This window comes from Paenibacillus canaveralius (assembly GCF_047238265.1).
Lineage (GTDB): Bacteria > Bacillota > Bacilli > Paenibacillales > NBRC-103111 > Paenibacillus_F.
In genome coordinates this window covers 3,781,083-3,808,010 of sequence record NZ_JBDFMM010000001.1, presented here as the reverse complement: position 1 = coordinate 3,808,010, position 26,928 = coordinate 3,781,083, and the positions used below count along the sequence as shown (strand labels likewise).

The following is a 26,928-nucleotide window of genomic DNA, read 5'->3' as shown; positions in this document are numbered from 1 at the left end:
CCGGCAGCCCCAAAAAAAAGACGCACCGCCATCCGGTGCGTCTTTTCAGCTTGCCCAAAAAGCTTATCCGGCTTTGCGGTATCCGGCCTTCTTGGCGTCATTCTCCGTGCAGAACATCGTTTCCGCCCGCGTCTGCTCGTAGGACGAGCTCCCCGGAACGTGATAAATTTTTTCTTTTTTCGAATTGATGTTGCCCTTGATTTGAGGATCGGGACAGGCTGCCGTTTGTTTGGCATCTTGCTGATTTTTGCCGGAATCTTCGTTTTGGGAATCGCCGGTTTTGGCGGGGGTTGAACTTTTTTTGACGCCCCACAAGCCTTTGTTTTCGGCTCGGGCTTCCCGTTCCGCTTTTACAAAGCGATCGGAGAACATCACATTGGGCTGGATGGTCATCACGTTGGCATACCCTTCCCGGAGGAGAAGCTCGTTGTACATGACGGACTCCCCTTCAATAAAAACGTAGCGGAGCAGCCGGCCGTATTTATCGGTATCTCCGGCATCGTTGAACAGATAGACGGTTGCTCCGGTTAACCGTTTTTTCGTGTACTCCGACGCTTCCTTGCCATAGGCCTCGACCGGGCTGTCGGGCTTTACGGTTTCAGGCGTGTTGCAGCCGATCATCCGTACCTTGTCCCCGTTTTCCAGCTGGAACGTATCTCCGTCCACTACTCTTTTGACCTTGGCTGTCGTCATTTTTTGCGTTTTCAGCTCGGGATAGCGGGCTAGAACGGTTTCTTTAAAAGACCCCGAGTCCGTTGTGGGACCGGCGGAGCGGCAGGCGGCAAGAAAAAGTGCGGCAAGAATAAACAAAAGAAATGCTTTTTTCGTTGTCATGGGATCCATTCCTTGTTGTCAGATTAAATGCTCCTTTTCGGTAAAAGGAACCTAGCCATTATACAATGCTCCGAAATGGAGCACAAATGAAGCGCCTGCGTTTATTTCGCGGAGGTTCCTTTCATACTAGGAACAGGAAGAAAGAATTCGGCTGTAAAGGAGGCCTCGCCGTGAATCCGGCATCTGACAATGCGCTTATCGTTCAGGGGGACCTCACCGTGCTGGCGGAGGCGGATCATGAACGTTTCGAATCGATCCGTTCTGAGCTGGCGCTTTTTGCGGATCTGGTTAAAAGCCCGAAGCATTTGCATACCTACAAAATAACACCTCTGTCCCTGTGGAATGCGGCGGCTTCCGGCCTGCGGAGCGGCGATATTATCCGTTTTCTGAAGCAGGAATCCAAATACGGGATCTCCCGCCGAACGGAGGATGAACTGATCTCGATTCTCGGCCGCTACGGACTTCTTAGGCTCGTTTCCGATAAGGGAAAGCTGTATCTGCAATCCGAAGACAAGGAGTTACTGACCAAACTGAGCGGGTTAAAAGAGTTCCGGCGGTTTTTCGATGGAGACCCGGATCAACCGCAAGCCTTTCAAGCCCACTCGCTGACAGTCCGCCCGGATATGAGAGGCGTGATGAAGCAGGAGCTGACGCGGCTCGGGTATCCGGTCATTGATCTGGCGGGCTATCATGCGGGGGAAGAACTTCCGGCCGAGCTCAAAGGAGTGGAGCTGAGAGATTATCAGCGCCAGGCGGTAGAGTGTTTTCATCCGGCAGGCGGTTCGGAGGGAGGCAGCGGAGTACTCGTCCTGCCCTGCGGCGCGGGAAAAACGGTCATCGGCATCGCCGCGATGGCTAAGCTCAGCTGTGCGGCTCTCATACTTACCACGAATGTGACATCCGTCCGCCAATGGATCAAAGAGATTCTGGACAAGACCAGTCTGGACGATTCACTTGTCGGAGAATACAGCGGAGACGTTAAGCTCGTCAGGCCCGTCACCATCGCGACGTATCAAATTCTTACCCACCGGCGGGAAAAAGGGGGCGAACAAGCTCATATGGAGTTGTTCAACAGCCGTGATTGGGGACTTATCATCTATGACGAAGTGCATTTGCTGCCCGCTCCCGTTTTCCGGGCGACCGCGGATATCCAGGCGACCCGGCGGCTCGGGCTTACGGCCACCCTTGTGCGCGAGGACGGACGCGAGGAAGACGTTTTTTCGCTGATCGGCCCCAAGCTGTTCGATATGCCCTGGAAGCGGCTGGAGCGGGAAGGTTGGATTGCCCGGGTAACCTGCACGGAGATCGGAGTGGAGATGGAGACCGGTGAGCTGCAGAGCTATTACGAGGCGGACAAAAGAAGCCGGTTCCGTATAGCCGGGGAGAACTCCCGCAAACTTCTCGCGTTAACGCGTCTCCTGACCCGTCATGAGGGAGAATCGGTTCTCATTATCGGTCAGTATTTGGACCAGCTGAAAGATGCGGCCCGGAAATTGAACGTTCCGCTTATTACCGGAGAAACGCCCCAGGGGGACCGGCAGCGGCTCTATGAAGCGTTTAACACGGGACTTGTCCGCATTCTGGCCGTTTCGAAAGTGGCTAATTTCGCCGTCGATCTCCCGGATGCTTCCGTCGCCATCCAGCTTTCGGGAAGCTACGGGTCCAGGCAGGAGGAGGCTCAGCGCCTCGGGCGCATACTCCGGCCCAAGAAGGGGAGAAACGAGGCTTTTTTCTACACGCTGGTCAGCAGAGGGACGAGCGAGCAGGAATATGCGCTTAAGCGCCGGATTTTTCTGCTGGAGCAGGGGTACGAGTACAAGATAGAGGAGGACGGGAGCGATGAATTATGCGGGAGTGTTCGATAAAATGCCGCCGGCCGTTAAAAGGCAGCTTCTTCATCAAGATTGGATAAGAAACGCGGCAGCGCACGGTATGGAGCCCTTGGAAGCTTTCGGAAGTGAAGCAGTGCTGGGCATGCTCCGTAAAAGCCTGCATCCCGATGAAGAGAAGCTGCTGCGGCTGATCGTCGTCCGTTTCGGGAGCCGGCCTTTTACACCGGCCGAGCTGGAGAAGGAAACGGCGGGCTGGGCGGGGGCTCTCGTCAAAACGGTCCTCACGGGCCTGCGGAGACGGGGGCTGATCGCGGCCTTCCGCAAATCGTGGGGAGACCGGCTGTTTCTGCTTCCGCAGGATGGGCTGCGAGGCTGGCAGGCGGTGTTTTTTGACTCGGGCTTGGCGGACCTGCAGGCTCCTGCAATGGCACCGCCCTATGGGCAAGGCGAAGGCACGGGCAGCTACCGGAGCTCCGGCAGCAGCGGTGACGGAACGCTGAAGCAGCTTTACGAACAGGGCGACAAGCCCCGGCAGGGACTGGCACGGGATTTGTTTCTCCTGCTCAATTACGCGGATCTGCACGAGCTGCCGCTTACACAGCGGGGAGCTTTGCACAAGCGCCACGTACAGAAAATGACGGCGCTTCTCGGCTTTGACGAAACCGACCTCGCCGGCTGCGGTCTCCAGTTCGCGCATGCCGATACGTATCCGGTATCGCTGGCGACAGCTTTGGATTTTTTGCAGCGGCTCGGGCTTCTGTACCGGAGCGGGGACCGGCTCCTGCTGCACCATTCCCGGCTCCGTGACTGGCTCGCCGCGGATGAGGCTGCCCGGACGGAAAGCCTGTACCGGCTGTGGAGCGAACACCGCTTTCCCGAAGAAGCGGAGCTCCAGCATGCCGTATGCCTGCTCGACAAGCTCGCAGTCGGCACAAAAATACGGCTTAGCAGCCTGACGGCCGAGCTGATCAGGCGGGAAGCGCTGACCGGAAGCGAGGAGGAGAGCGCCTCATTTTACCTCCGCCTGATCCAGAAATGGCTTCAGCCTCTACGGGCATTCGGATGGCTCGACTGGGAGCCGGAAGACGTCGGGGATGTAGCGGTTAGCTGGCTTTATCCCGTACGGGGCGAACAGAGAGTGAATGAGGAACGCAAAACGGCTAATTCATCCGGTTTTTTGTACGTACAGCCGGATTTTGAGGTGATAGTCGCTCCGGAATGCCCGTTTGAAGTACGCTGGGAAATCGCCCGGATCGCCGAACTCGTGAAAAGCGACCGGATGGCCGTGTACCGGCTGACCAAAGAAAGCGTCCATAGAGGGGCGGATCACGGAACTCCGGGGACGAAAGCTCTGGAGCTTCTCGAAGCTCACTCCCGCCACGGTGTGCCGGAAACCGTCCGGCTTACGATCGCCGGCTGGACCGAGCAGTACGGCCGGGTCGTGCTCGGCGATGTGACTCTTCTGCGCTGCGCGGACGCACGGCTGGCGGAACAAATTTCGCTTCATCCGAAAATCGGCAGGCTGCTGCTCGAAAAAATCGGAGACGCGGATTTTATCGTTGCGGCAGACAAAATGAACGAGATGATGAAGCTGCTCGACGCAGCGGGCTTTGCTCCCCGGCAAGCGGCGGATTTTCAGGATGGAAAGGCTGCGCCCGATCCGGATGGAGAAGCGGAAACGGAGACGCCGAAAGGCATCGTGTACGATCAGGACCCCGTCCAGTACCTGGAACTGGATACCCGTCTGCCTTCAGTGGAGGAAATGTATCCCGGTATGCGCGATATTCCCGCGGTGTGGCATCAGGAAAGCAGGGGATACCACCCGTCGACCACGTTTAAAATCGTACGGCAGGCGATTTCCTGGGGAGCTCCAGTGCTAGCGGAGGCCGAAGGCGGCCCGCCGGCGGTATGGATACCGCGCAGAGCTGTGGAGCGGGGAGACGAGCTCAGCATCGAGCTGTCGGACGACACCGGCCGAAACAGAACAGTCCAAGCCGGCCGGATCAGCCGTATCCGCATCCTTTTGCCCGGAGTGTCCGGAGGTTAAATTTTGTTAAGTTTGATTTATGGGAAATTATGTAATATAATTCGCTTTGTGCGAATCATTTCTTTATTTTCAAACACCAGGAAGCCTGCAAACGATCTCTTTTTCTGAAAAATCTCCAATAAAAGTCACCCCGGTTCCTTTCAAAAAATGGAGAAAGTCCTAGGGAACTATGATATGATAGGGGAGTATGCAGGAAACACAAAAGGAAGTGATCGATTGTGAGTGTGGCGGAAGCCAAGACGATGGATATGTCGTCCATTCTTATGGGTGCGTATCAGGTGGGCGACCTCATTAACAACTCTGCCGAAGTGGCGGATTATCTATATTGGAAGCAGGCGGTAGAACAGGATTTCGAGGCGCAAAGACTCGTAAGAGAGTTCAACAAAGCCAAAGATTTGTTCGAGGAATGCGAGCGTTTCGGCCATTTCCATCCGGATTACCATGCCGCGCTGGACAAAGTCCAAGCCGTACAATCCCGGCTTGAGCAGGTGCAGAGCATAAAGGAGTTCAAGGAAGCGGAGGAGCGGCTGGACCAGCTGTTGTACACCATTTCGAAGACGATCGCGACTGCCGTATCCGATACGATCAAAGTTCCCGGCGGACTCGATACCGGTTCCGGCGGAGGCTGCTCCAGCTGCGGATCGGGCGGGAGCTGCTCCAGCTGCGGTTAACCGGCGCAGGAAACCGGACAAGCGGAACCGGGGGGCTCGGCCCCCCTCAAGGTTTCCGTACAATATCCTTTGACAATTATAATGTCTCTTGATGGAGACGCTAATAACCGATTTTTTTAAAAAAAGCCGTGCCTGCGGATTATACCCGCGGACACGGCTGCTGTTTAAGTAAGCTTGAAGTCGGCTCTAATGGAGCCAACGACGGTGCCCTGCCAATTCGTGACCTGCGGTTCACGAAATTCCGCAAGGGCTTCCATCTCGCCCGCACGCAGCAGACCGAGCTGGACAAGCGCTTCGAACATCGCGCAGTAAAGCGCTCTCTGGGCGCCGTCCTCGATCTTGAGGACAAGGCCCAGCCCTTCATCGGGCACGGTGACGGCGAAGAGGCCTTCGGCGCCCATCTTCCCGATGATTCTGCCGCCGGTTGCCTCGGCCAGCCGCGTGTCGAAGCGGTCGCTTCCCGCGAGGTAGGACGGCTCGCGCCGGATGGCGGCAACGATGCGGCGGCACGCGTCCGCCCGCTCGGCTGGGAGGCCGTCTGGCTTGCCGAGCCGGGCGTAAGCGAGCGCGAGGCGGTCGATGGCGAGCCCGAACACGGGCACGCCGCAGCCGTCAACGCCGAGAGGAATCTCCTCGGGGGCAAGGCCCGCCATATCGGCGACGGCGCGGAGCATCAGGCGCTGGACGGGGTGCTCGGGCGACATGTAATGCTCGGTGCCGACGCCGAGTTTGGCGGCCAGAGCGAGCATGCCCGAATGCTTGCCGGAGCAGTTGTTGTGCAGGGGCGTGGGGGCTTCCCCTTCCTGGCGCATCTGCCGCGAAGTCGGCTTGTGGAACGGGTAGTGCGACCCGCACTGCAGATCGTCCGCTTCCGCGCCCGCTTTGTCCAGAATGGAGCGCGCCGCGCGGACATGCTGGCCTTCCCCGTTATGGGAAGCGCAGATCAGGGCGATTTCGGCGTCCGTCAAGCCGAATTCGGAAGCTGCACCCGATTCGAGAACGGGCAGCGCCTGGATCAGCTTGGCGGTGGAACGCGCGAATGTAACCGCGTGCGGATCGCCCAGGCTGTGAAGCAGGCGGCCCGTATGATCGACGGCAGCGATGTGGCCCCGGTGAATACTTTCAGTGATGGGTCCGCGGATTACGCGGGCAATGACAGCCGAAGAAGCCGACATTTAGGATCATCTCCAACCGTAGAATAGAATCAGTTTATCAAAAGCGAAACTTGCTGAAGGAGTCAAACGACATGATAACGGAGCGAACCGGACTTATCATATGGGTGACTGATTTGAAAGCCGCCAAAAATTTGGAGCGCTTCGGATCTGTGCACTACATGTCCAAAAAAATGCACTATGTGGTGCTGTATATTCATGCCAGCCGGTATGACGAAACCGTACGCCAACTTCAGAAATTGGCTTACGTACGCAAAGTGGAACGTTCTTACCGCGGTGAAATTAAAACCGAGTATGAAAGCCACGGACCTGACAAATCAAAATTTTACACACTGTAGAACAAAAGCGCAACCGGATAGAAGCGGTTATTTGACCGGTGGTTAACTCTTTCCGGCGCTGGATGCGGGACAAGCCTTCTGAAATCTTATTTCGCCATCTTTGCAGTTTATGAGAAGATTGATTTTTTTGTTAATTTTGAATTTTCTACAGTTGTGTGACATTTTTTCTTGTGCCCCGCCATATTTATAAATTAAGTGAGCGTTTTTATTTGGAAATATTTAAATATTGAGTTACAATGGTGAAAACCGTAGGTATAAAGGCCTAAACGCTTGGAGAGGAGTTGTGATTCATGAGGGACAAAACAATGGACCGCTGGAGCACGTACGAACCTTTTTATGTTATCCTGAACGACAAAAAAATTGCGGACATTGTCATTACGAATCACGCTCGTCTCCGCTGGGCGGACCGGGTCGAAAGCGAGAAAACGGGCTTCGAGGACATTTGCGATTTTTTATGGGATAAACTTAAAGACGGACAAATCGCGTCGTATTACAAGAACGAGCAGGACGTTTATCTGGTGGACGACGATCTGGTGATGGTCGCCGAATTTTCCGTCATTGAGAACGAAACCGATATTGCGGGCAATCCGCTGCATAAAATGATTATCGTGACCTTCCTCGGAAGAATGTCGGAAACCATCGAGCTGCGCGATTTGAAATCCTACTATTCGTGGCTCCGACACTCCCGCCGGATGACGCTGATCAAGAACAGCCGTAAGCGGCGGTAACTCCGGCGGCTAACGGATTTACGGCACGGCGAAGAGCATGCCTGCATTTTGCAGGCATGCTCTTTTTCCATCCCATAAATGCTATAATAAATGCGGAGAAAGGGCGGCGATGACGATGGCTCTGAATTTTCATCAGCTTCACATCTTTTACACGGTAGCCGAAAAAGGCAGCTTCTCGCACGCCGCGCAGGCGCTGCATATGACGCAGCCCGCGGTGACGATGCAGGTGCAGTCCCTGGAGGATCACTTCGGAATCAAGCTGTTTCATCGCTCCACCAAAAAAATCGAGTTGACGGAAGCGGGAAGGACGCTGATTCCTTATGCCCGTAAATGCGTCGAGCTCATCCGGGAAACCGAAAATGCCATGACGGGCTTTACGGCCATGGCCGAAGGACGGCTGCAGCTCGGAGCCTCCTTGACGATGGGAGAGTATATCCTGCCCCGTCTGCTTGGACCTTTCCGCAAAGAATACCCGAATATTTCGGTTGCGATGAAAGTCATGAATACGACGCAAATTCTGGACGAAATTTTTGCCCATCAGCTGACGTTCGGCCTTGTCGAGGCTCCCATTCAGCATCCCGATGTCCACACGGAAGCCATTTTAAGCGATGAGCTGAAGCTGATCGTCCCCGCGGAACACCCGCTGGCGGAGCTGCAGACGATCCGTATGGAGGATGTTTTTCAGTACCCGTTCGTGCTCAGGGAAGAAGGTTCGGGAACCCGGCGCGTCATGGAAGAGGAGTTGGAGCGGGCGGGCATTCCTTGCGGCGGCATGAACATTGTCATGGAACTGGGCAGCACGGGAGCGATCAAATCGGCGGTAGAGGCCGGTCTCGGCGTGTCCATTTTATCGCAGTCGTCGGTTAAACATGAGGTCCGGCTTGGCATATTAAAGGTGAAGGAAATCGAGGGCGTGTCTTTTACCCGCAGTTTCTACGCGATATATTTGAATTCAACCCTTCTGCCGCTCTCGGCCGTGAGCTTTTTGAATTTTATGCGCCGCGACGATCTCGTCAAATGGCTTTAGAAACGGACTTTACTATTCCTAATAGATAAACCGGATATAATTGCCGGAGAAAAAAAGGAGGGGCACCATCATGACTCAATGGGCCGATTTACATACGCATACGACCGCATCGGACGGCACGCAGGCACCGGAAGAAAATGTCCGGATGGCTAAGGAAGCGGGGCTTGCCGCGGTAGGAATAACCGATCACGATACGGTCTCGGGCGTCCGGGCGGCGCAGCTTGAAGGCAGACGGATAGGCATCGAAGTCGTTCCGGGCGTCGAAATCAGCACAGTGGCCGGCGGGCAGGACATTCATGTGCTCGGGTACTTTATCGATACGGAGCAGGAAAGCTTTCTTGCGCGTCTTGAAGAGCTCCGGAATACGCGTGCCAAGCGCAACGAGATGATGCTTGCGCGTCTGAACGAGCTGGGCCTGGCCGTCTCAATGGAGGAAGTCGTCAAAAACCTGGAAGCCCGCAAAGGCGAAGAGGACACGATCGGCCGCCCCCATATCGCAAACGTTCTGCTTGCGAAAGGCTATGTAAGCTCGATGAACGAAGCGTTCGAGAAATATTTGGGCAAAGGCGGGGCCGCCTATGTCAATCCGCCGCGTATTCACCCCGTCACGGCCGTCGACTGGATTAAGGAAGCCGGCGGAGCCGCCGTGCTTGCCCATCCGGGTCTTTACGGCGACGAAGACATTGTGCGGGAGCTCGTCGCATATGGTTTAGATGGCATCGAAGTCAGCCACGCCGATCATACGCCGGAGCAGGAAGCCCACTACGGGCGTCTCGCACAGGAGCATGGGCTGATTGCAACGGCAGGCTCCGATTTTCACGGCGTTCGTGCCGGTCACGTATTTCACGCTCCGCTGGGTTCCAAGCGCACGTCGCTGGAAACCGTGCGGAAGCTTCAGGAACGGAGGAACAACCGTGAAAATTCGTAAAGCGATTATTCCCGCGGCGGGTCTCGGAACGCGGTTTCTGCCCGCGACCAAGGCGCAGCCCAAGGAAATGCTGCCGCTGGTGGATAAGCCGGCCATTCAATACATAGTCGAAGAAGCCATCGAATCCGGGATCGAGGATATTCTCATCGTCACGGGACGCAACAAGCGCGCGATCGAGGATCATTTCGATAAATCGGTCGAATTGGAAATGATGCTGGAGGAGAAGGGGAACGATGAGCTTCTTTCCCTGGTCCGTACAGTCACCAACCTGGCCGATGTGCACTATATCCGGCAGAAGCAGCCGCTCGGTCTGGGCCACGCGATTTACTGCGCCCGCAAATTTATCGGGAACGAACCGTTTGCCGTTCTACTCGGTGACGATATTCTTCGTTCGTCCAAACCGGCTCTGCGCCAGATGATGGACGTTTTCGAGGAAACTCAGACGTCCGTTATCGGCGTCCGGGAAGTTCCCTGGGAAGATGTGAGCAAATACGGTATTGTCGCGCCATCGGACGAAATTACCGCCTACAAGAAGATTGCGGATCTCGTGGAGAAACCGGACCGTGCCGATGCGCCTTCCAACCTGGCCGTTATCGGGCGCTATCTGATTATGCCGGAGATTTTCGATATCCTGGAAAAATGCGAGCCCGGCCGCGGAGGCGAGATCCAGCTGACGGACGCGCTGCGTATTTTGAACGAAAAGCAGCCGATGGTCGCCTATCCGATCGAGGGCAGAAGATACGACGTCGGCGATAAATTCGGTTATATCCAGGCCACCATTGAAATGGCTCTGGAGCGGGAAGGGCTGCAGGAGGAACTGCGCTCCTATTTAACGAACCTCGTCCGTCACGAGTTTCATATCGGATAAGGAGGAGAATCTTGAATGGAGCGCATTGCCGTTATTGGGACGGGGTACGTCGGGCTCGTTACGGGATGCTGTTATGCCGAAATCGGGCATGAAGTGATCTGCGTGGATATCGATCCCGATAAAGTCCGCCGTCTCAGCCTTGGCGAAATTCCGATTTACGAACCGGGGCTGGGAGAGCTTTCGGCCGCGAACCGGGCCGCCGGCCGGTTGTCCTTTACGACTGACTTGGCAGGAGCGGTGCGGGCTTCTTCGATCGTTTTTATTGCGGTAGGAACGCCTACGCTGGAGAACGGGGAAGTCGACATGGAGCAGGTCCGGCACGCGGTGGAGACATTGGCGCGGCATATGGACGATAGCAAAATCATCGTGATGAAAAGCACGGTGCCCGTAGGAACATCCAGACGCGTCCGGCAGTGGATAGAAGAGGGGCAGGAACGCCCCGTTCCTTTCTCCGTCGTGTCCAACCCGGAGTTTCTAAGAGAGGGGACGGCCATCCACGACACGTTTCATCCCGACCGGGTCGTGATCGGGTCCGACGATGCCGATGCCGCTTTGCGTGTAGAGAAGCTGCAGGCCCCGTTCGGGGGCGAAGTGGTGCGGACGGATACGGAGAGTGCCGAACTGATTAAATACGCTTCTAATGCCTTTCTGGCCGCCAAAATTTCATTTATCAACGAAATGGCGAACGTATGCGAGAAAGTCGGCGCGGACGTCAGTCTCGTTGCGCGGGGAATGGGGCTGGATAACCGGATCGGGCCCAAGTTTCTGCAGGCGGGAATCGGCTATGGCGGCTCCTGCTTCCCCAAAGATACGAGAGCCCAGCTCAAAATCGCCCAGAATGCCGATTATGATTTCCGCATCCTGCGGGCGGTCATCGAGGTCAATACGCTTCAGCGCGAACGGTTTGTCGAGAAGGTGACGGCCGCTATGGGCGGAAATGCGTCCGGCCGGAGCATTACGGTGTGGGGGCTGGCGTTTAAGCCCAATACGGATGATCTCCGCGATGCCCCTGCGCTGGACATTATCCGTTCCCTGCAGGAGCGGGGAGCGGTCGTGACGGCGTACGATCCGGCTGCGGCCTCCAAGGCGGCCGCTCTGCTGCCCGGCGTACGCTGCCTGACCGACCCTTACGAGGCCGCGGAAAATGCGGAAGCCGTTGTGATCGCGACGGATTGGGAAGACCTGCGGAGGATCGATTTCGGCAGGCTCCGAAGCCTTGTCCGCGAGCCGCTGATTATCGACGGGCGCAACATGTTTGCCCCTGCCGAGATGGCGGAGAAAGGCTTTACTTATGTATCCGTCGGACGCCCCATTTTCCCCGGAACGGTTTAAACTGTTCATTGTATAAGCTTTGTAAATGGTTTATAATTGGGGCATGTTTAAGGCTAGCCGGGGGTACAAAGACATGAGCCGACTTTATACAATTAAGGAAGCCTCGATGCGTTCCGGGCTTTCCACCCAGTTGATCCGCAAATGGGAGGAACGTTACGGCGCCGTTCAACCGGACCGTTTTCCGAACGGGTACAGAGGCTACACGAATCAAGATATAGAAACGCTGATATGGCTGAAAAGCAAAGCGGACTCCGGTGTTCCCATCGGTCTCGCCGTTCAGGAACAACAGCTGGGGCTCGAAAGCTCGGCTTCGACCGAGATCGTTTATCCGGCCGAGGCCGAGCTTCCCTTTATCCGCAGCGAACTGAAAGAGTACCAGGAGAAACTGCTCGGCTTCTTTCTTCAGCTGGATCAGGCGGGGGCCCAGCGGTTTTTCGACCAGCTCGTGGCCCTGCATCAAATGGACTTTATTCTGCTTCAAGTTTTGCAGCCGACTCTGATCCGCATCGGAGAGATGTGGGAGCGGGGAGAAATCTCCGAGTATCAGGAGCATTTCGGCAGTCATTTTATCCGTGAACGTCTGCTGGCGTTAAAGAACTTATTTTCCATTCCGCCGGGAGGTCCCAAATTGATCACGGCCTGTTCTCCATACGAGCGTCACGAATTGGGGATTTTGTTTCTGGGTTATTTCGCGCTGCAAAGCGGCTTTCAGACGCTGTATCTCGGAGCCTCGCCTTCGGAGAAAGGCATTTTCGATTGTCTGGAGCAGAGCCGGCCCGCGGCGTTCGCGTTCGGTTCTTCCATGAAGGCGATGCTGGAAGAAGCTTATCCGTTCTATGCAAAGCTGGACCGGAGAATCGAAGAGCTCGGCAGCCGGACCAAAGTGTTCATCGGCGGAACTGCGGTCGAACGCGACGAGGTGCTTCACGGCACCAAACATGTTTATCTGCTTTCCGGCGATGCCCGGGATTGCGCGCAGAAATTGAAAAAGCTGACAGCCTATTGAGCTGTCAGCTTTTTTTTGTTCGGTGTCCCCGGGCACTCTGGCTCCGGCCAAAGTAATGGTGGATACGGACGGGAAAAATGTGGACGCGGGAGCCAGACTAAAGGAGCTCTCTTTCGTGGACTCCGTCTCGGAGCATGTAAAAGGGAAAACAAATCCTGACATCATCCCGGCGGAGTTCCGTCTAAGCGGCTGCATATGGCCGTGGGTCCTTCCGGCTGTCGGCGTACCAACGACGGGGGCTCTGGACCCGCCGCGTCAGGTACGGCAGGCTGCCGGGCACGATGCGAATTTTATGCCTTCACGGTTTGAGGCATCTGTTTGATCAACTGATCGTCCGGGGTCACAAACAGCGTTTTCTGCTGTTCGTAAATTACGAATCCCGGCTTGGCGCCGCTCGGCTTATGCACGTGGCGGATCAGGGTATAATCCACGGGAACCGAGCTCGATTCCTTGGCTTGGCTGAAATAAGCCGCAAGCTGAGCCGCCTCGTGCAAGGTGGCTTCGCCGAATGACTGGCTGCGGATCACGACGTGCGAGCCCGGAATATCCTTCGTATGCAGCCAAGTATCTCCGGCGCTCGCAAGCCGGTTCGTCACATAGTCGTTCTGGGTGTTGTTTTTGCCGACGTAGATCGGAACGCCTTCGCTCGAAGTGAAGCAGGCGACGGAAGGCTTGTCGGATTTTTTCTTGCGTTTGCCTTTCGTATGGCGTTCACGCACGTAACCCTGCTCCGCCAGCTCGTCCCGGATTTCCTCGATATCCCGCATGGATGCCGAACCGAGCTGCTGCAGAAGGGAGGAGAGATACCGGATCTCCATCTCGGTCTGAGCCATCTGCTCCTCCACGTAGGCCAGACTGTTTTTGGTTTTTGTATATCGTTTAAAATAGCGCTGCGCGTTCTCCGAGGGCGTAAGCAGGGGATCGAGCGCTATGCTTTGCTGCGGCTGGTCTTCCTCGTAATAATTGACCACTGCCGCTTCTTTATCCCCTTTGCGGATTTGATGCAGATGGGCCGTCAGCAGCTCTCCCATCACGCGGAAACGGTCCGCATCTTTGGCTTCTTCCTTCGTTTCCCGGAGCTTATCCATCTTTTTGATGTTTTTGGCTTTCTCGTTCTGCAAAAGCTTGACGAGATCCGCGGCACGCTGCTTGACTGTATCACGTTCCGCCTTGTCCCCGAAGTAACTTTCCAGGCACTCGCTTACGGTCGGGAATACACGGGACTCCCCTTCGATCTGGGTCAGTTCCATGACCGAGAAAAAAAGCTTGCCCGTCTTCGTCTCTTCGACGATGACGGGAGTATACCGCCGTTCGCGCACCGCGTCCGTCACGCTGCGGAAAGATTGCCACAGCGAAGCGAGCGCGTCCTCGCCGTACGGCACGCCCAGCCGGGTACCGCTGCGGTAGACGATCTCCCGCGCCGCAAGGGGGCTCAGGCCGCTGAAGGAAGCGAGCATCTGCTTCTCCGGCGCGGCTTCTTCGCCGATCCCGGCGCTCATGCTCCGGCGGAAGACGGCTTCGCTCGTATCGAGCGGATTCGCCTTGTCCTGAGCCGGAGGCTCCACATAGGCGCTGCCCGGCATTACGATCCGGTAAGAGCTGATCGCCGGCGTCACGTGATGAATCCCGTCCAGGATGGTTCCCGTGGAAGGGTCCATGAGAATCAGGTTGCTGTGCCTGCCCATGATCTCCACAACGATGGTTTTCGTGCTCACATCCCCGAGTTCGTCGCGCTGGCGCACGCGGAAGTGAACGATCCGCTCCAGCCCGACCTGCTCGATGGAATCGATAATACCGCCCTCGCAGTGTTTGCGGAGCAGCATGCAGAACATCGGGGCTTCCTGGGGATTCAAATACTGCCCTTCCGTCACGTGCATGCGCGGATATGTAGGATTCGCGGAGAGAAGAAGTTTAAGCGACCGCCCGCGGGCGCGGATTTGCATAACCACGTCACTGCCCGTAGGCTGATGTATTTTATTAATCCGGCCTCCTACACATTCCTGCAGCTCTGTGCACGATTGCATGGAGGACCAGTCCGTCTAATGCCATGATGAAAGTCTCCTATCCAAGTTCATTACATTCTATCATGCCATAAATGCGAGGAAATTTTAAGTTCTTTCTTTAGAAGCGTCGTCCAAGCTGGGATATTTTGCGGCTTGTCTGAATACATTTAGCAAGAGAAGCGGGTCTTGCACCTCAAAGTAACCGGGAGGGGAAACGGTGATGAGTCAGAAAGAATGGTTCCAGATGACGGCGGATGAGGTCCTGCAAACGCAGCGCGTTCATCCGTCCGAAGGTCTGTCATCGGCAGAAGCGGACAACAGGCGGACCGAAGCCGGCCGCAATGAACTGTCCGAAGGAAAAAGCGTCTCGCCGGTCACGTTGTTTTTAAATCAGTTCAAGGACTTCATGGTACTCGTATTAATGGGAGCGACACTCGTATCGGGGCTGCTCGGCGAATATTTGGACGCGATCACAATCGTCGCCATTATCATCATGAACGGAATTCTCGGGTTTATACAGGAATTCCGCGCCGAGCGTTCGCTCCGCGCTTTGAAAGAGCTGTCGGCGCCGGGAGCCAAAGTGATACGCGGAGGAGAACTTCAGATGATCCCGGCCCGCGATCTGGTTCCCGGAGATATCATCCTCCTGGAGAGCGGAGACAGGGTTCCCGCGGATATCCGGCTTATCGAAGCCAACAGCTTCTATGTGGAGGAATCCGCCTTGACGGGCGAATCCGTTCCGGTCGGAAAAACCGTCGATCCGCTGGACTCCGGCACCGTGACGATCGGTGACCAGCGGAATCTCGGATTTATGGGCACGATGGTCACGCGGGGCACGGGCAGGGGCACGGTCGTACGGATCGGCATGGAGACCGAGATGGGCAAGATCGCCGATCTGATCCAGAATACGGAGACGCTTGAAACTCCGCTGCAGCACCGGCTGGAGCAGCTCGGCAAGATTCTGATCATCGTGGCGCTCTGCCTGACGGTCATGGTCGTCGTCGCCGGTATCGTGCACGGACAGCCTCCTTACGCAATGTTCCTCGCGGGGGTCAGCCTGGCCGTAGCGGCTATTCCGGAAGGACTGCCCGCCATCGTTACGATCGCTCTGGCCCTTGGCGTCCAGCGGATGATCAAACGCAAGGCGATCGTCCGCAAGCTGCCTTCCGTCGAAACGCTCGGCTGCGCTTCCGTTATTTGCTCGGACAAGACGGGGACGCTGACCCAGAACAAAATGACGGTAACGCATCTGTGGGTCGGCGGCAGCCTGCTGGAAGTGAGCGGAGACGGATACACGCCGGAAGGCGAGATTAGCAGCGACGGCACGAGAGTCAATCCCGCCAAAAATTCGATGCTGCGCCAGTTTTTGCAGGTAGCCGCTTTATGCAGCAACGCCGTCCTTTATAAGGAGGAAACGGAGCCGGTCAAGAAAAAGCGAGCCAAAGACGAGCCGCCTGAAACGGCATGGAACGTAAAAGGGGACCCGACGGAAGGCGCACTTGTCGTTTTGGCCGCCAAGGCGGGCGTTACGCACGAAGCTCTGGATCCACAGTTCAGCCGGCTGGCCGAGTTCCCTTTCGATTCCGAAAGAAAGCGGATGTCGGTTGTCGTCTCGAGCGGAGGCCGCAAGCTCGTGATGACCAAGGGAGCGCCGGATGTGCTTATGCAGCACTGCTCCTACATTTTATGGGACGACAAGGTGATTCCGTTCACATCCACGCTGAAAGCTAAAGTGATGGCAGCGAACGAAGGAATGGCGCGTTCGGCTCTGCGCGTGCTGGGAACGGCTTACCGGGAGCTGAAGCCGACGGAGTCGTGCGGGGATCACGAGGATGCCGAGCGCGGACTCGTCTTCGTCGGCCTGGCCGGCATGATCGATCCGCCGCGCCGCGAAGTCCGCGAAGCCATGGCCAAGTGCCGCAAGGCGGGGATCAAAACCGTAATGATCACCGGGGATCACCTGACGACGGCGGAAGCCATCGCCAAGCAGCTCGGGATGCTCCCGGCGGGCGGCTTATGCATCAGCGGCCACCAGTTGGCTGCCATGGACGACGAGGCGCTTGAGAGCAAAGTGGACGATATTTACGTCTACGCCCGCGTTTCGCCGGAGCATAAGCTCCGCATCGTCAAAGCGCTCCAGGCCAAAGGCCATGTCGTCGCGATGACGGGCGACGGAGTCAACGACGCGCCGGCCATCAAGGCGGCCGATATCGGCATCGCCATGGGAATCAGCGGTACGGATGTGACGAAGGAAGCTTCGTCCCTGGTGCTCAGCGACGACAACTTCGCGACGATCGTGGCGGCTATCGAGGAAGGCCGGGGAATCTACGAGAATATCCGGAAGTTCATCCGCTATTTGCTCGCTTCCAACGTCGGCGAAATCCTGACGATGTTCCTTGCCATGATGGCGGGTCTTCCGTTGCCGCTTATCCCGATTCAGATTTTGTGGGTCAATCTGGTGACGGACGGCCTTCCGGCGATGGCGCTGGGCGTCGATCAGGCGGAAAAAGACCTTATGAAGCACAAGCCCCGCTCGGCCAAAGAAAACATTTTCGCGCGCCGTCTGGGATGGAAAATCATTTCCAGAGGATTCCTTATCGGGATCTGTACGCTGGGCGCTTTCTGGCTCGTCCTGCGGGAGAATCCCGGAGATGCCCAGCATCTCGTCAAGGCGCAAAGCGTCGCATTCGCGACACTCGTGATGGCGCAGCTTATCCATGTGTTCGACTGCCGCAGCTCGCGCTCCATTTTTCACCGCAATCCCCTTCAGAACAAGTATCTCGTCCTGGCAGTCCTGTCTTCGCTCGTTCTGATGCTTGGCGTTATGTACACTCCGCAAGCTGCAGCCTATTTTCAAAACCGTTCCGATCGGCTTCAAAGAATGGATCATCGTGCTGATTGCGGCAGGTATTCCAACCTTCCTGATGGGACTGGGGAGTGTCATGCAGAATCCGTCCAAGAAAAAAACGGCAAAGTACAGCTCCAAGCCGAGTTTCCGGTAATCGCCTGCTGAGCGGATCACCAGTGAAACGATCCGAACCCGTTAACGGCGGAAGCCGCAGCGGGTTTTTCTTTTTCGGTAAACTGGCGATAGCCAGAGATATTCTTTTACGCTATGATAAAGGGAATGACATTATATCGATCTAGCGAGAGGGTATCCTTATGGAATTTACAAAGATGAACGGTCTGGGCAACGATTTTATCGTGCTGTCCGGCTATAAAGAACTTCCTGAGAACGTGGCGGAACTCGCTGTCCGCTTGTGCAACCGGTATTTCGGCATCGGCGCCGACGGGATGGTGTTCATTCTGCCCTCCGATAAGGCCGACGTGCAGATGCGCATCATCAATTCGGACGGAAGCGAACCGGAGCAGTGCGGCAACGCCATCCGCTGCGTCGCGAAATATGTGTACGACCGGGATCCCGGCAAAAGAGAAGCCATCACTGTCGAAACGCGCGGAGCCGGCGTGCAGCAGGTACACGTGACGGCGGAGAACGGTGTCGCCAAAGCGATCCGCGTCGATATGGGAGAGCCTGTCCTGCAGGGGCTTCAGATTCCGACGACGATTGATGCCCGGCAGGTGATCGACCAGCCGATCGAAGCGGGAGGACGGACCTTCACGTTTACGGCGGTTTCGATGGGCAATCCGCACTGTGTCATCGACGTGGAAGACGCGCCGAGCTTCGATCTGGCCGCCTGGGGGCCTCTCTTGGAGCAGCATCCGCTGTTCCCGAACAAGACCAACGTCGAGTTTGTGACGGTCCGCTCCAGAGATTATGCGGATATGCGCGTCTGGGAAAGGGGAGCGGGGCCGACGCTGGCCTGTGGAACCGGAGCGTGCGCCACGCTTGTCGCTCTCGTTTTGACGGGCAAAACGGACCGCACCGCCACGATTTCGCTTAAAGGCGGCGATCTGCTGATCGAATGGAACGAGGCGGACAACCGGGTGTATATGACCGGACCGGCCGCGGAGGTTTATAAAGGAAAAGTCGAAGAGTAACGGCCGGCGGCGCGAAGCCGCCGGTTTTACTTTAGAACGTAAAAAGCCTTTAAGTTTGCCGTTCGTTTGTGTTAAAGTAAATGTACTATTTTGATGGGGTGGGAAGAACATGAAACCGGAACTCCGCCAGGTGCTTGCGCAGAAAATCCTTATCGGGGACGGAGCGATGGGGACCTACTTATACCAGCAGGGCTTTCCCGTCGGAATTTCCTACGAGGAGCTTAACCTGATTCAGTCCGAAGTGGTTGCCGACGTTCACCGTCGCTATTATGAAGCCGGTGCCCGGCTTATTGAAACGAATACTTTCTCCGCAAATAGGGAAAAATTATCCAAATACGGCCTTGAGCAGGAAGTCGAGGCCATTAACAGAGCGGGCGTCGAACTTGCCCGGAGCTCGGTCGGCGAGGATGCGTACGTGGTCGGCTCAATCGGCCCGATCCGGGCAGGTATGCGCAAGAACGTCCGCACGGCGGATGTCGAGGATGCGCTGCGCGAACAAATTCTCGTGCTGCTCGACACAAGGGTGGACGGGCTGCTTCTGGAGACGTTCTACGATCTCGAAGAGATGCTCATCGCGCTGCGCCTGATCCGCCAGCTTAGCTCGATTCCCGTCATCTGCCAGTTCGCTACCGAAGGAATCAGCACGACCCATGACGGCATTTCCCTGCAGGACGCGTTCCTCCGGCTGAAGGAGGAAGGAGCCGACGTAATCGGATTCAACTGCCGTACGGGTCCCAACGGCATTCTGCGTTCCCTTCAGGGAGTCGCCCAACTGAGAGACATCCCGTTCTCGGTGTTCCCGAACGCGGGCATTCCGGACTACGTGGACGGCCGTTACTCGTATGCCGCGACGCCGGAATACTTCGCCGAAAGCGCGCTTCGCTTTGCCGATTTAGGCGCCAGAATTATCGGCGGCTGCTGCGGAACGACTCCGGAGCATATCGCGGCTATGGTCAAGGCCCTTAAGGGCTACGAGCCGAAACGAAGCGAAGTGTATGCGGCGGAATCCGTTTCCGCAGCGGAGCGGGCCGTCGTGACCGAGGCGGCTCCGCAGTCATCCGCCCTGGAGGCGGATGCCGAGCCTACTCTGGTCGACCTTGTGAAGCAGCGTCATACGGTGATCGTGGAACTGGACCCTCCGCGCGATCTGGATATCGGCAAGTTCATGGAAGGAACGAAAGCCCTCCAGGACGTGCACGTGGACGCCATTACGATGGCCGATAATTCGCTGGCCGTGACGCGGATGAGCAATCTCGCGCTCGGCATGCTCGTGAAAGAGCAGCACGGCGCGCGTCCGCTCATTCACATCGCCTGCCGCGACCGCAACAGCATCGGCACGCAGTCCCATCTGATGGGACTGCACGCGCTGGGGATCGATCACGTGCTCGCCGTGACGGGAGATCCGGCGAGATTCGGTGACTTGCCGGGCGCAAGCTCCGTTTACGACATGACTTCGTTCGAGATGATCCGCATGATCAAACAGCTCAACGAGGGCATCGCTTTTTCGGGCAAGCCGCTCAAGAGGAAAGCCAATTTCATCGTGGGCGCGGCTTTTAACCCCAACGTGAAATATTTGGACAAGGCGGTCCAAAGACTGGAACGGAAGATCGAGTCCGGCGCCGATTACATTATGACCCAGCCCGTTTACGATCCCAAGCTGATCGAGCGCATGCACGAGGCGACCAAGCATCTGGATGTTCCCGTTTTCATAGGCATCATGCCTTTGGCCAGCGGCCGGAACGCGGAGTATCTGCACAACGAGGTCCCGGGTATCCAGCTTTCGGACGAAGTGCGCGCCAGAATGGCGGGGCTGGAAGGGGAAGAGGGACGCAAGGAAGGCGTGGCTATCGCCAAAGAACTGCTTGATGCCGCGATGCCGCTGTTCAACGGCATTTATTTCATGACACCGTTCCTGTTTTATGACATGAGCGTGCAGCTTACCCGGTACGTTTGGCAAAAAGCCGAGCGCCGTGAATTTCTCTTGTCCCCCCTTTTAAAATGAATTACAATAGGTTAATGGATGTGAGCCCCTATATGATACGAAGTATGACCGGATTCGGACATGCCTCGCTTTCTTCGCAAGGCTACCGGGTGTCGATGGATATCAAAACCGTGAATCACCGCTATTGCGACATCTCAGTGCGTATGCCGAAAGAATGGATGGCCTACGAAGATACCATTAAGAAAACGGTGCTCCGCTTTATTAAACGCGGCCGTGCCGATTGCTTTGTGACGATTGAGCGGGATTCCGCTTCTAATAAATCGGTAACAGTCGACTGGGCGCTCGTGGACGGGTATATGCAGGCTGCCGAACAGCTTCGCCAGAAGCATGGCTTGACCGGGGAGCTGCATTTGTCGGATCTCCTCAAACTGCCGGATTTGCTAGCCATTTCCGAGCAGCGCGAGGGGGGCGACGATGCGCTCGCCGATCTTTTGGTTGCCTGCACGGAAGCAGCGCTGGCCGAGCTGAACGGCATGAGGGAGAAAGAAGGCTCCCACCTGTCGGAAGATTTGACCGTCCGGCTGACGATGATTGAAGATCTTAACGCCGAAATGAAACGTTACGCACCTGAAGTCGTCCGGGAATACGCAGCGAAGCTGCGTCAACGGATTCAGGATCTGCTGACGGATCAAGTTCCGGTGGATGAACAGCGGCTCGCAGCCGAGATTGCCTTGTTTGCGGACCGCTCCAATGTGGACGAAGAGATGACACGGCTACACAGCCACATCAGCCAATTTAGGCAGCTGCTCGGTTCCCGGGAACCTGTCGGTCGCAAGCTCGATTTTCTCATTCAAGAAATGAACCGCGAAGCAAACACCATCGGCTCCAAAGCGGGACACATTGAAGTGTCAGGCAGGGTCATTGAGCTGAAGGCCGAATTGGAGAAAATGAGAGAACAAATACAGAATATCGAGTGAACCGCTGACGGTGTCACGAGGAGGAAACTCAATGGCCATCAAATTGATCAACATCGGGTTCGGTAATATTGTTTCGGCTAACCGTATCATTTCGATCGTAAGCCCCGAATCCGCTCCGATTAAAAGGATCATTCAGGAGGCGCGCGACCGCCATATGCTGATTGACGCGACTTACGGGAGAAGAACCCGTGCCGTCATCATTACGGACAGCGACCATGTGATCCTATCCGCGGTTCAACCGGAGACCGTTGCTCACCGACTTTCTAACAAGGACGATGATCATGACGAGTAATACAAATACACTGGAACGGGACAGAGGAATTCTGATCGTGCTCTCAGGCCCTTCGGGCGTCGGCAAAGGAACCGTATGTTCCGCGCTTCGCAAGATGTCGCCGGAGCTGGTCTATTCTGTTTCCGCCACGACCCGCAAGCCTAGAGAAGGCGAAGTGGAAGGTGTCAATTATTTTTTCAAATCGAAAGACCAGTTCGAACAATTAATCGCTTCCGACGAGATGCTGGAATATGCCGAGTACGTGGGCAATTATTACGGCACACCTCGCCGCTTTGTGGAAGAAACGCTCGCCTCCGGCAAGGACGTTATCCTGGAAATCGAAGTGCAGGGCGCTTTGAAGGTCAAGGAGAAGTTTCCTGAGGCGACTTTTATCTTCCTGATTCCGCCTTCTCTGGCCGAGCTGGAGAACCGTATCGTGACTCGCGGTACGGAAACGAACGACATTATCCGCAGCCGTATGTCCATGGCTGTCGACGAGATTCGTTTGATGCGGCATTACGATTATGGTATCGTCAATGACGAGGTGCACAAGGCTTGCTACAAAATCCAGTCCATTCTTATGGCTGAACACTGTAAGTGCGACCGGATTTTACCCAGATTGGAACAATGGATCGGAGAGTGAACGACAAGTATGCTGTATCCTTCAATTGATAAACTGCTCGACAAAGTGGATAGCAAGTACTCCCTCGTAGTTGCCGCCGCCAAGCGCGCGCGTGCTCTTAGAGACGGTACGAATACTCACCTGCAGGATATTAAATCCCACAAGCAGGTCGGAGTGGCTCTGGAAGAATTGTACGGAGATCTCGTCAAATACGAGAAGATCGAAACCAAAGAAGACGCCGAATAGACCCAAGAGGTCGGCTCGGCCCAAAGCGGCAGTCCCTGTGACTGCCGTTCTATGTATACAACCGAATACTGCGTTCCTGAATAATATCGGGACGAAAGTAGACCGGATATCAGGACAACCCATTGAGGTTGTTATTTTTTTCTTGCCGGGAGGGAACTGCCGATGTTATCAGGTAAAACGATCGTAGTCGGCGTATGCGGAGGAATCGCCGCTTATAAGGCGGCTGCGCTTTGCAGCAAACTGAGTCAGGCAGGAGCGGACGTGCGGGTGATCATGACGGAATCCGCGGTCCAGTTTATTACACCGCTGACTTTTCAGTCGCTGACCCGCAAGCCGGTAGCTGTCGATACGTTCGACGAGAAAGAAGCGGCCGTCATTTCTCATATCGACTTGGCTGACCGCGCGGATTTGGTCGTAGTCGCTCCGGCGACGGCAAACATGATCGGGAAAATGGCCCACGGGCTTGCCGACGATATGCTCAGCACGACGCTTCTCGCCACGACGTCCCCGGTCATGGTGGCGCCGGCCATGAACGTGCATATGTATACGCACCCGGCGGTCGCGGACAACATGAGAGTGCTCCAGGAAAGAGGCATCCTGTTTGTGGAACCGGGAACCGGCCAGCTGGCTTGCGGTTATGTCGGGCAAGGGCGCCTCGCCGAACCCGAAGAAATTTTCGGGCGGATCGCCGCGTTTTTTCAGCAGGACACGCCGCTTCAAGGCCGGAACGTGCTGGTGACGGCGGGAGGAACGGTTGAACGCATCGATCCCGTGCGTTACATTACAAACGATTCTTCCGGTAAAATGGGCTACGCTATTGCGGAAGCGGCCAAACGGCTCGGGGCGAACGTTACGCTCGTCAGCGGACCTTCCGCTCTTCCCGTACCCGCAGGCGTCGAGAGAATATCCGTCACATCCGCTCTGGATATGTACGATAAGGTCATGGCCCGTTTTGAGAAGACGGATCTTGTTTTCAAAGCGGCTGCGGTCGCCGATTACCGCCCTTCGGAACAGCGGGGGCAGAAAATGAAAAAATCCGGGGAAACCCTTACGATCGAGCTCGTTAAAAATCCGGACATTCTCCAAGCTCTGGGAGAAGCCAAAACTCATCAGTTCGTGGTCGGCTTTGCGGCGGAAACCGAGCGGGTGGACGAGTATGCGCAGGGCAAGCTTTTGCGTAAAAAATGCGATCTGCTCGTCGCCAACGATGTCTCTATGCAGGGAGCCGGCTTCGGAACGGACACTAATGTGGTCCGCATCTTCGATGCCGGCGGCCTTGTGGAAGCACCGCCCATGATGACCAAGGCGGCTCTGGCCGAGCATATCGTCCGGCTGGCGGCCGACCGTCAGCGAATGCGTCAGCAGGGAGCGGAGGCTTCCGAACCGGACGACGGGGAACCCGGGGCATATAAAGGGGAAACGCCATGTTCGCCAAAGTGATAGTCGACGTTCCCGCCAAGCAGACGAACCGGGCCTTCGATTATTCGGTGCCCCCGTCTTTGCGGGGCTGGGTGGAAGTCGGAAGCCGTGTCGGCGTTCCTTTCGGTCCCCGCGTGCTTCAGGGATTTGTGGTGGAGCTTCATGAAACGACAACGGTCGATCCCAAAAGACTGAAAGCGATCCGTCATGTACTCGACGCCGCTCCTCCTTTAACGGAGGAACTGGTACAGCTTGGACATTGGATGAGCAGCACCTATTTGTGCCACGAAGTAACCGCTCTGCAAGCCATGCTTCCCGGGGCGCTGAAAGCCAAGTATGAACGCTTCGTTCAAGCCGCGGAAGCAGGAAGCGCGGGCGGAACGGAGCTTCTGCTTTTGCTGCCAGCCCAGGAGAACATTTTGACTTATTTGCGATCAAAAGGAAAAGCGAAGATGGAAGATCTTCTCGATGCTTTTCCCGAGGACGGCGGGCTGATCCGTCAAATGCTGGACGAGGGTCAGCTTGTCGAAACGCAGGGGATGAAGGACAGGCTTGCGACGAAGAAAGCTCTGACGGTATTTCCGCCCGGAGCCCGCAAAGTCTCTGAAGCCTCCAAGGACGCCCAAGCTTACGCTTCGTCCGGCAACGGCTCCGCATCGGACGATGCGGCATCAAGCGGTTCCGTTGACTTGCTCGCCATCGCGGAGGATCTTCCCGCCCGCTCCCATAAGCAGAAAGAGGTTCTGCGCTATCTGCACGAGAACCCCCGGCCGATCCGTCTTACGGAGCTGATGGACAAGCTTCAGGTCGGTGCCGGTACGGTAAAAGGGCTGGCGGACAAGGGCTGGATCGGCCTGCGTGAAGTGGAAGTGATGCGTGATCCTTACGCGAATCGTCATTTTGAAGAAACGAAGCCGCTTCCTCTGACGCGGGAGCAGCAGTCCGTTTATGACGACATCGCCGCCACGCTGGACAGCCGCAGCCACCAGGTTTATCTGCTCCAGGGCGTGACGGGCAGCGGGAAGACGGAAGTGTACCTGCAGGCCATCAGCCGATGTCTGGAACAGGGACGAGAAGCGATCGTGCTTGTGCCGGAGATTTCACTGACTCCCCAGATGGTGGAGCGGTTTAAAGGCCGCTTCGGAGACGAGGTAGCCGTGATGCACAGCCGGCTTTCGCTGGGAGAGCGCTACGACGAATGGCGCAAAATTATGAGACGCCAGGTCCGGGTTGTCATCGGGGCCCGTTCGGCCGTGTTCGTCCCGTTCCGGAAGCTGGGTCTTATCATCATCGACGAAGAGCATGAATCTTCCTACAAGCAGGAAGAGAGCCCGAAGTATCACGCACGGGATATCGCCGTCTGGAGAGCCCGCTATAACGGAGCGGCCGTGGTACTGGGATCGGCGACTCCTTCTCTGGAAAGCATTCAGAAAACGAAGGCGGTCCCCGGCGACAAGCCTGAATACAAGCTGCTCAAAATGAAGTCCCGGGTCGCCGGCCGCCCTCTTCCGCCCGTGCATATCGTAGATATGCGGGAGGAACTCCGCAGCGGAAACCGGTCGATGTTCAGCCGGCTTCTTCACCGGGGGCTGGAGGAACGGCTCCTCAAGGGAGAGCAGACCGTTCTCCTGTTAAACCGCCGGGGCTACGCGACATTCGTCATGTGCCGGACGTGCGGCTATGTGGCAGGCTGTCCGCACTGTGACATCTCCCTGACGTATCACCAGGTGTCGCGGACGCTGCGCTGCCATTACTGCGGCTATGCCGAAAGGCAGATGGAGCTGTGTCCCGATTGCGGTTCGGAGCATATCCGGCATTTCGGAACGGGAACCCAGCGGGTCGAGGAAGAGCTGGTGAAGCTCTTTCCCGGCATCCGGGTCATCCGGATGGATGTGGACACGACGACGGAGAAAGGCTCTCACGAGAAGTGGCTGACGATGTTCCGCAATAAACAGGCGGACGTCCTGCTGGGCACCCAGATGGTCGCCAAAGGTCTGGACTTCCCCGATGTTACCCTTGTCGGCGTTATCGCGGCGGACACGGTGCTGAACCTGCCCGACTTCCGTTCCGCCGAGCGGACCTTCCAGCTGCTTACGCAGGTGGCGGGACGGGCGGGGCGCCATCAGCTTCCGGGCGAAGTGTTCGTGCAGACGTACACGCCGGAGCATTACAGCGTCATTACGGCAAGCCGCCACGATTACGAAAGTTTCGTGGAGGAGGAGCTCCCGCACCGCCGGAAGCTCGGCTATCCGCCCTACTGCCGGCTTATTCTCATCACCTTGACCCACGAGCAGGTTCCGCTCCTGGTCCGGACCGCGGAAGCGGTGGCCCAGCGTCTTCGGGAGCTCGGGGCCGCCGAGCAGGAGAATGTTTTTGCGTCCGGTACGGGAGAGGACTTTTTTATGAACGTGCTGGGTCCGGTAGCCTCCCCGATTCCGAAGATCAAGGATAGATATCGGTTTCAATGCGTGGTAAAATATCGTGGGGAGGCGTCGGCTTCCCGTATTGTGGCAAAGGTTCTGGATGAATTTGCCGAGCGGACGACGAAAGATAAGCTGACGATCAGCGTGGACGTCGATCCTCAAATGCTTATGTAAACCGCCTGTTCCGGAACGGAAAGCCCGGTGTAAGACCGAACCGGATAGAGGCCCGTGCGATTGACGAAT

At 56.5% G+C, this 26,928-nt stretch carries 20 protein-coding genes and 2 pseudogenes; 19 read left to right on the top strand and 3 right to left on the bottom strand.

Annotated elements, in window-relative coordinates; translation table 11 throughout:
• Positions 1-63 precede the first annotated feature (63 nt).
• The gene (locus ABC395_RS17135; RefSeq protein WP_413004928.1) at positions 64-834 is read right to left on the bottom strand and encodes a thermonuclease family protein; all 771 of its coding nucleotides are present in this window, start codon (positions 832-834) and stop codon (positions 64-66) included.
• A 170-nt stretch (positions 835-1,004) separates the two neighbouring features.
• Between ABC395_RS17135 and ABC395_RS17130 the strand changes: the two genes are divergently transcribed.
• The 3 genes from ABC395_RS17130 (at position 1,005) to ABC395_RS17120 (ending at position 5,384) form a co-directional block, all read left to right on the top strand.
• Complete coding sequence (locus tag ABC395_RS17130; RefSeq protein ID WP_413004927.1) at positions 1,005-2,699, top strand: DNA repair helicase XPB; 1,695 nt, start codon at positions 1,005-1,007, stop codon at positions 2,697-2,699.
• Positions 2,674-4,713: a helicase-associated domain-containing protein gene (locus tag ABC395_RS17125; RefSeq protein ID WP_413004925.1), complete on the top strand. Its 2,040-nt coding sequence runs from the start codon at positions 2,674-2,676 to the stop codon at positions 4,711-4,713. Before ABC395_RS17130 ends, ABC395_RS17125 begins: the two co-directional genes overlap by 26 nt.
• A gap of 218 nt (positions 4,714-4,931) precedes the next feature.
• A complete protein-coding gene (locus ABC395_RS17120; RefSeq protein ID WP_413004924.1) occupies positions 4,932-5,384 on the top strand; it encodes a YlbF/YmcA family competence regulator in 453 nt (150 codons plus the stop codon).
• Positions 5,385-5,548: 164 nt separating this feature from the next.
• On the opposite strand, the gene ABC395_RS17115 is transcribed toward ABC395_RS17120, so the two are convergent.
• Entirely contained in the window at positions 5,549-6,559 is a 1,011-nt protein-coding gene (locus ABC395_RS17115) for an asparaginase (protein ID WP_413004922.1), read from the bottom strand.
• Between the two features lie 71 nt (positions 6,560-6,630).
• Here ABC395_RS17115 and ABC395_RS17110 point away from each other — a divergent pair, with 71 nt between their 5' ends.
• From ABC395_RS17110 to ABC395_RS17080, 7 genes are all read left to right on the top strand, one after another.
• A complete protein-coding gene (locus ABC395_RS17110; protein WP_009672616.1) occupies positions 6,631-6,894 on the top strand; it encodes a YlbG family protein in 264 nt (87 codons plus the stop codon).
• A gap of 290 nt (positions 6,895-7,184) precedes the next feature.
• A complete protein-coding gene (locus ABC395_RS17105) occupies positions 7,185-7,622 on the top strand; it encodes a hypothetical protein (protein ID WP_103993732.1) in 438 nt (145 codons plus the stop codon).
• Between the two features lie 115 nt (positions 7,623-7,737).
• Complete coding sequence (locus tag ABC395_RS17100; protein ID WP_413006761.1) at positions 7,738-8,649, top strand: selenium metabolism-associated LysR family transcriptional regulator; 912 nt, start codon at positions 7,738-7,740, stop codon at positions 8,647-8,649.
• Positions 8,650-8,719: 70 nt separating this feature from the next.
• Positions 8,720-9,577, top strand: a complete 858-nt coding sequence (locus tag ABC395_RS17095; RefSeq protein ID WP_413004918.1) for a PHP domain-containing protein — start codon at positions 8,720-8,722, stop codon at positions 9,575-9,577.
• Positions 9,564-10,445 (top strand): UTP--glucose-1-phosphate uridylyltransferase GalU, encoded by an 882-nt coding sequence (gene galU, locus ABC395_RS17090; protein ID WP_103993734.1) that lies wholly within the window; start codon positions 9,564-9,566, stop codon positions 10,443-10,445. The genes ABC395_RS17095 and galU overlap by 14 nt, the downstream gene beginning before the upstream one ends.
• 15 nt (positions 10,446-10,460) lie before the next feature.
• A complete protein-coding gene (locus tag ABC395_RS17085; protein ID WP_413004916.1) occupies positions 10,461-11,777 on the top strand; it encodes a UDP-glucose dehydrogenase family protein in 1,317 nt (438 codons plus the stop codon).
• A 73-nt stretch (positions 11,778-11,850) separates the two neighbouring features.
• The gene (locus ABC395_RS17080) at positions 11,851-12,783 is read left to right on the top strand and encodes a MerR family transcriptional regulator (protein WP_413004914.1); all 933 of its coding nucleotides are present in this window, start codon (positions 11,851-11,853) and stop codon (positions 12,781-12,783) included.
• Positions 12,784-13,073: 290 nt separating this feature from the next.
• On the opposite strand, the pseudogene ABC395_RS17075 reads toward ABC395_RS17080, so the two are convergent.
• Positions 13,074-14,832: pseudogene (locus tag ABC395_RS17075) on the bottom strand (Rqc2 family fibronectin-binding protein).
• 174 nt (positions 14,833-15,006) lie between these two features.
• On the opposite strand from ABC395_RS17075, the pseudogene ABC395_RS17070 reads away from it, so the two are divergent.
• The 9 genes and pseudogenes from ABC395_RS17070 (at position 15,007) to priA (ending at position 26,859) form a co-directional block, all read left to right on the top strand.
• Positions 15,007-17,788, top strand: a pseudogene (locus ABC395_RS17070) (calcium-translocating P-type ATPase, SERCA-type).
• Between the two features lie 160 nt (positions 17,789-17,948).
• Positions 17,949-18,785: a diaminopimelate epimerase gene (dapF, locus tag ABC395_RS17065; RefSeq protein WP_413004912.1), complete on the top strand. Its 837-nt coding sequence runs from the start codon at positions 17,949-17,951 to the stop codon at positions 18,783-18,785.
• A gap of 109 nt (positions 18,786-18,894) precedes the next feature.
• Complete coding sequence (locus ABC395_RS17060) at positions 18,895-20,787, top strand: bifunctional homocysteine S-methyltransferase/methylenetetrahydrofolate reductase (protein WP_413004910.1); 1,893 nt, start codon at positions 18,895-18,897, stop codon at positions 20,785-20,787.
• Positions 20,788-20,819: 32 nt separating this feature from the next.
• Positions 20,820-21,704 (top strand): YicC/YloC family endoribonuclease, encoded by an 885-nt coding sequence (locus ABC395_RS17055; protein ID WP_413004909.1) that lies wholly within the window; start codon positions 20,820-20,822, stop codon positions 21,702-21,704.
• A 31-nt stretch (positions 21,705-21,735) separates the two neighbouring features.
• Complete coding sequence (gene remA / locus ABC395_RS17050) at positions 21,736-21,996, top strand: extracellular matrix/biofilm regulator RemA (protein ID WP_009672664.1); 261 nt, start codon at positions 21,736-21,738, stop codon at positions 21,994-21,996.
• Positions 21,986-22,618: a guanylate kinase gene (gene gmk / locus ABC395_RS17045; protein WP_103994253.1), complete on the top strand. Its 633-nt coding sequence runs from the start codon at positions 21,986-21,988 to the stop codon at positions 22,616-22,618. The genes remA and gmk overlap by 11 nt, the downstream gene beginning before the upstream one ends.
• Positions 22,619-22,627: 9 nt before the next feature.
• On the top strand, positions 22,628-22,843 hold the full coding sequence (gene rpoZ, locus ABC395_RS17040; RefSeq protein ID WP_103993742.1) for a DNA-directed RNA polymerase subunit omega: 216 nt from the start codon (positions 22,628-22,630) through the stop codon (positions 22,841-22,843).
• 162 nt (positions 22,844-23,005) lie between these two features.
• Entirely contained in the window at positions 23,006-24,283 is a 1,278-nt protein-coding gene (gene coaBC / locus ABC395_RS17035; RefSeq protein WP_413004906.1) for a bifunctional phosphopantothenoylcysteine decarboxylase/phosphopantothenate--cysteine ligase CoaBC, read from the top strand.
• On the top strand, positions 24,268-26,859 hold the full coding sequence (gene priA / locus ABC395_RS17030; RefSeq protein ID WP_413004904.1) for a primosomal protein N': 2,592 nt from the start codon (positions 24,268-24,270) through the stop codon (positions 26,857-26,859). The genes coaBC and priA overlap by 16 nt, the downstream gene beginning before the upstream one ends.
• Positions 26,860-26,928 lie beyond the last annotated feature (69 nt).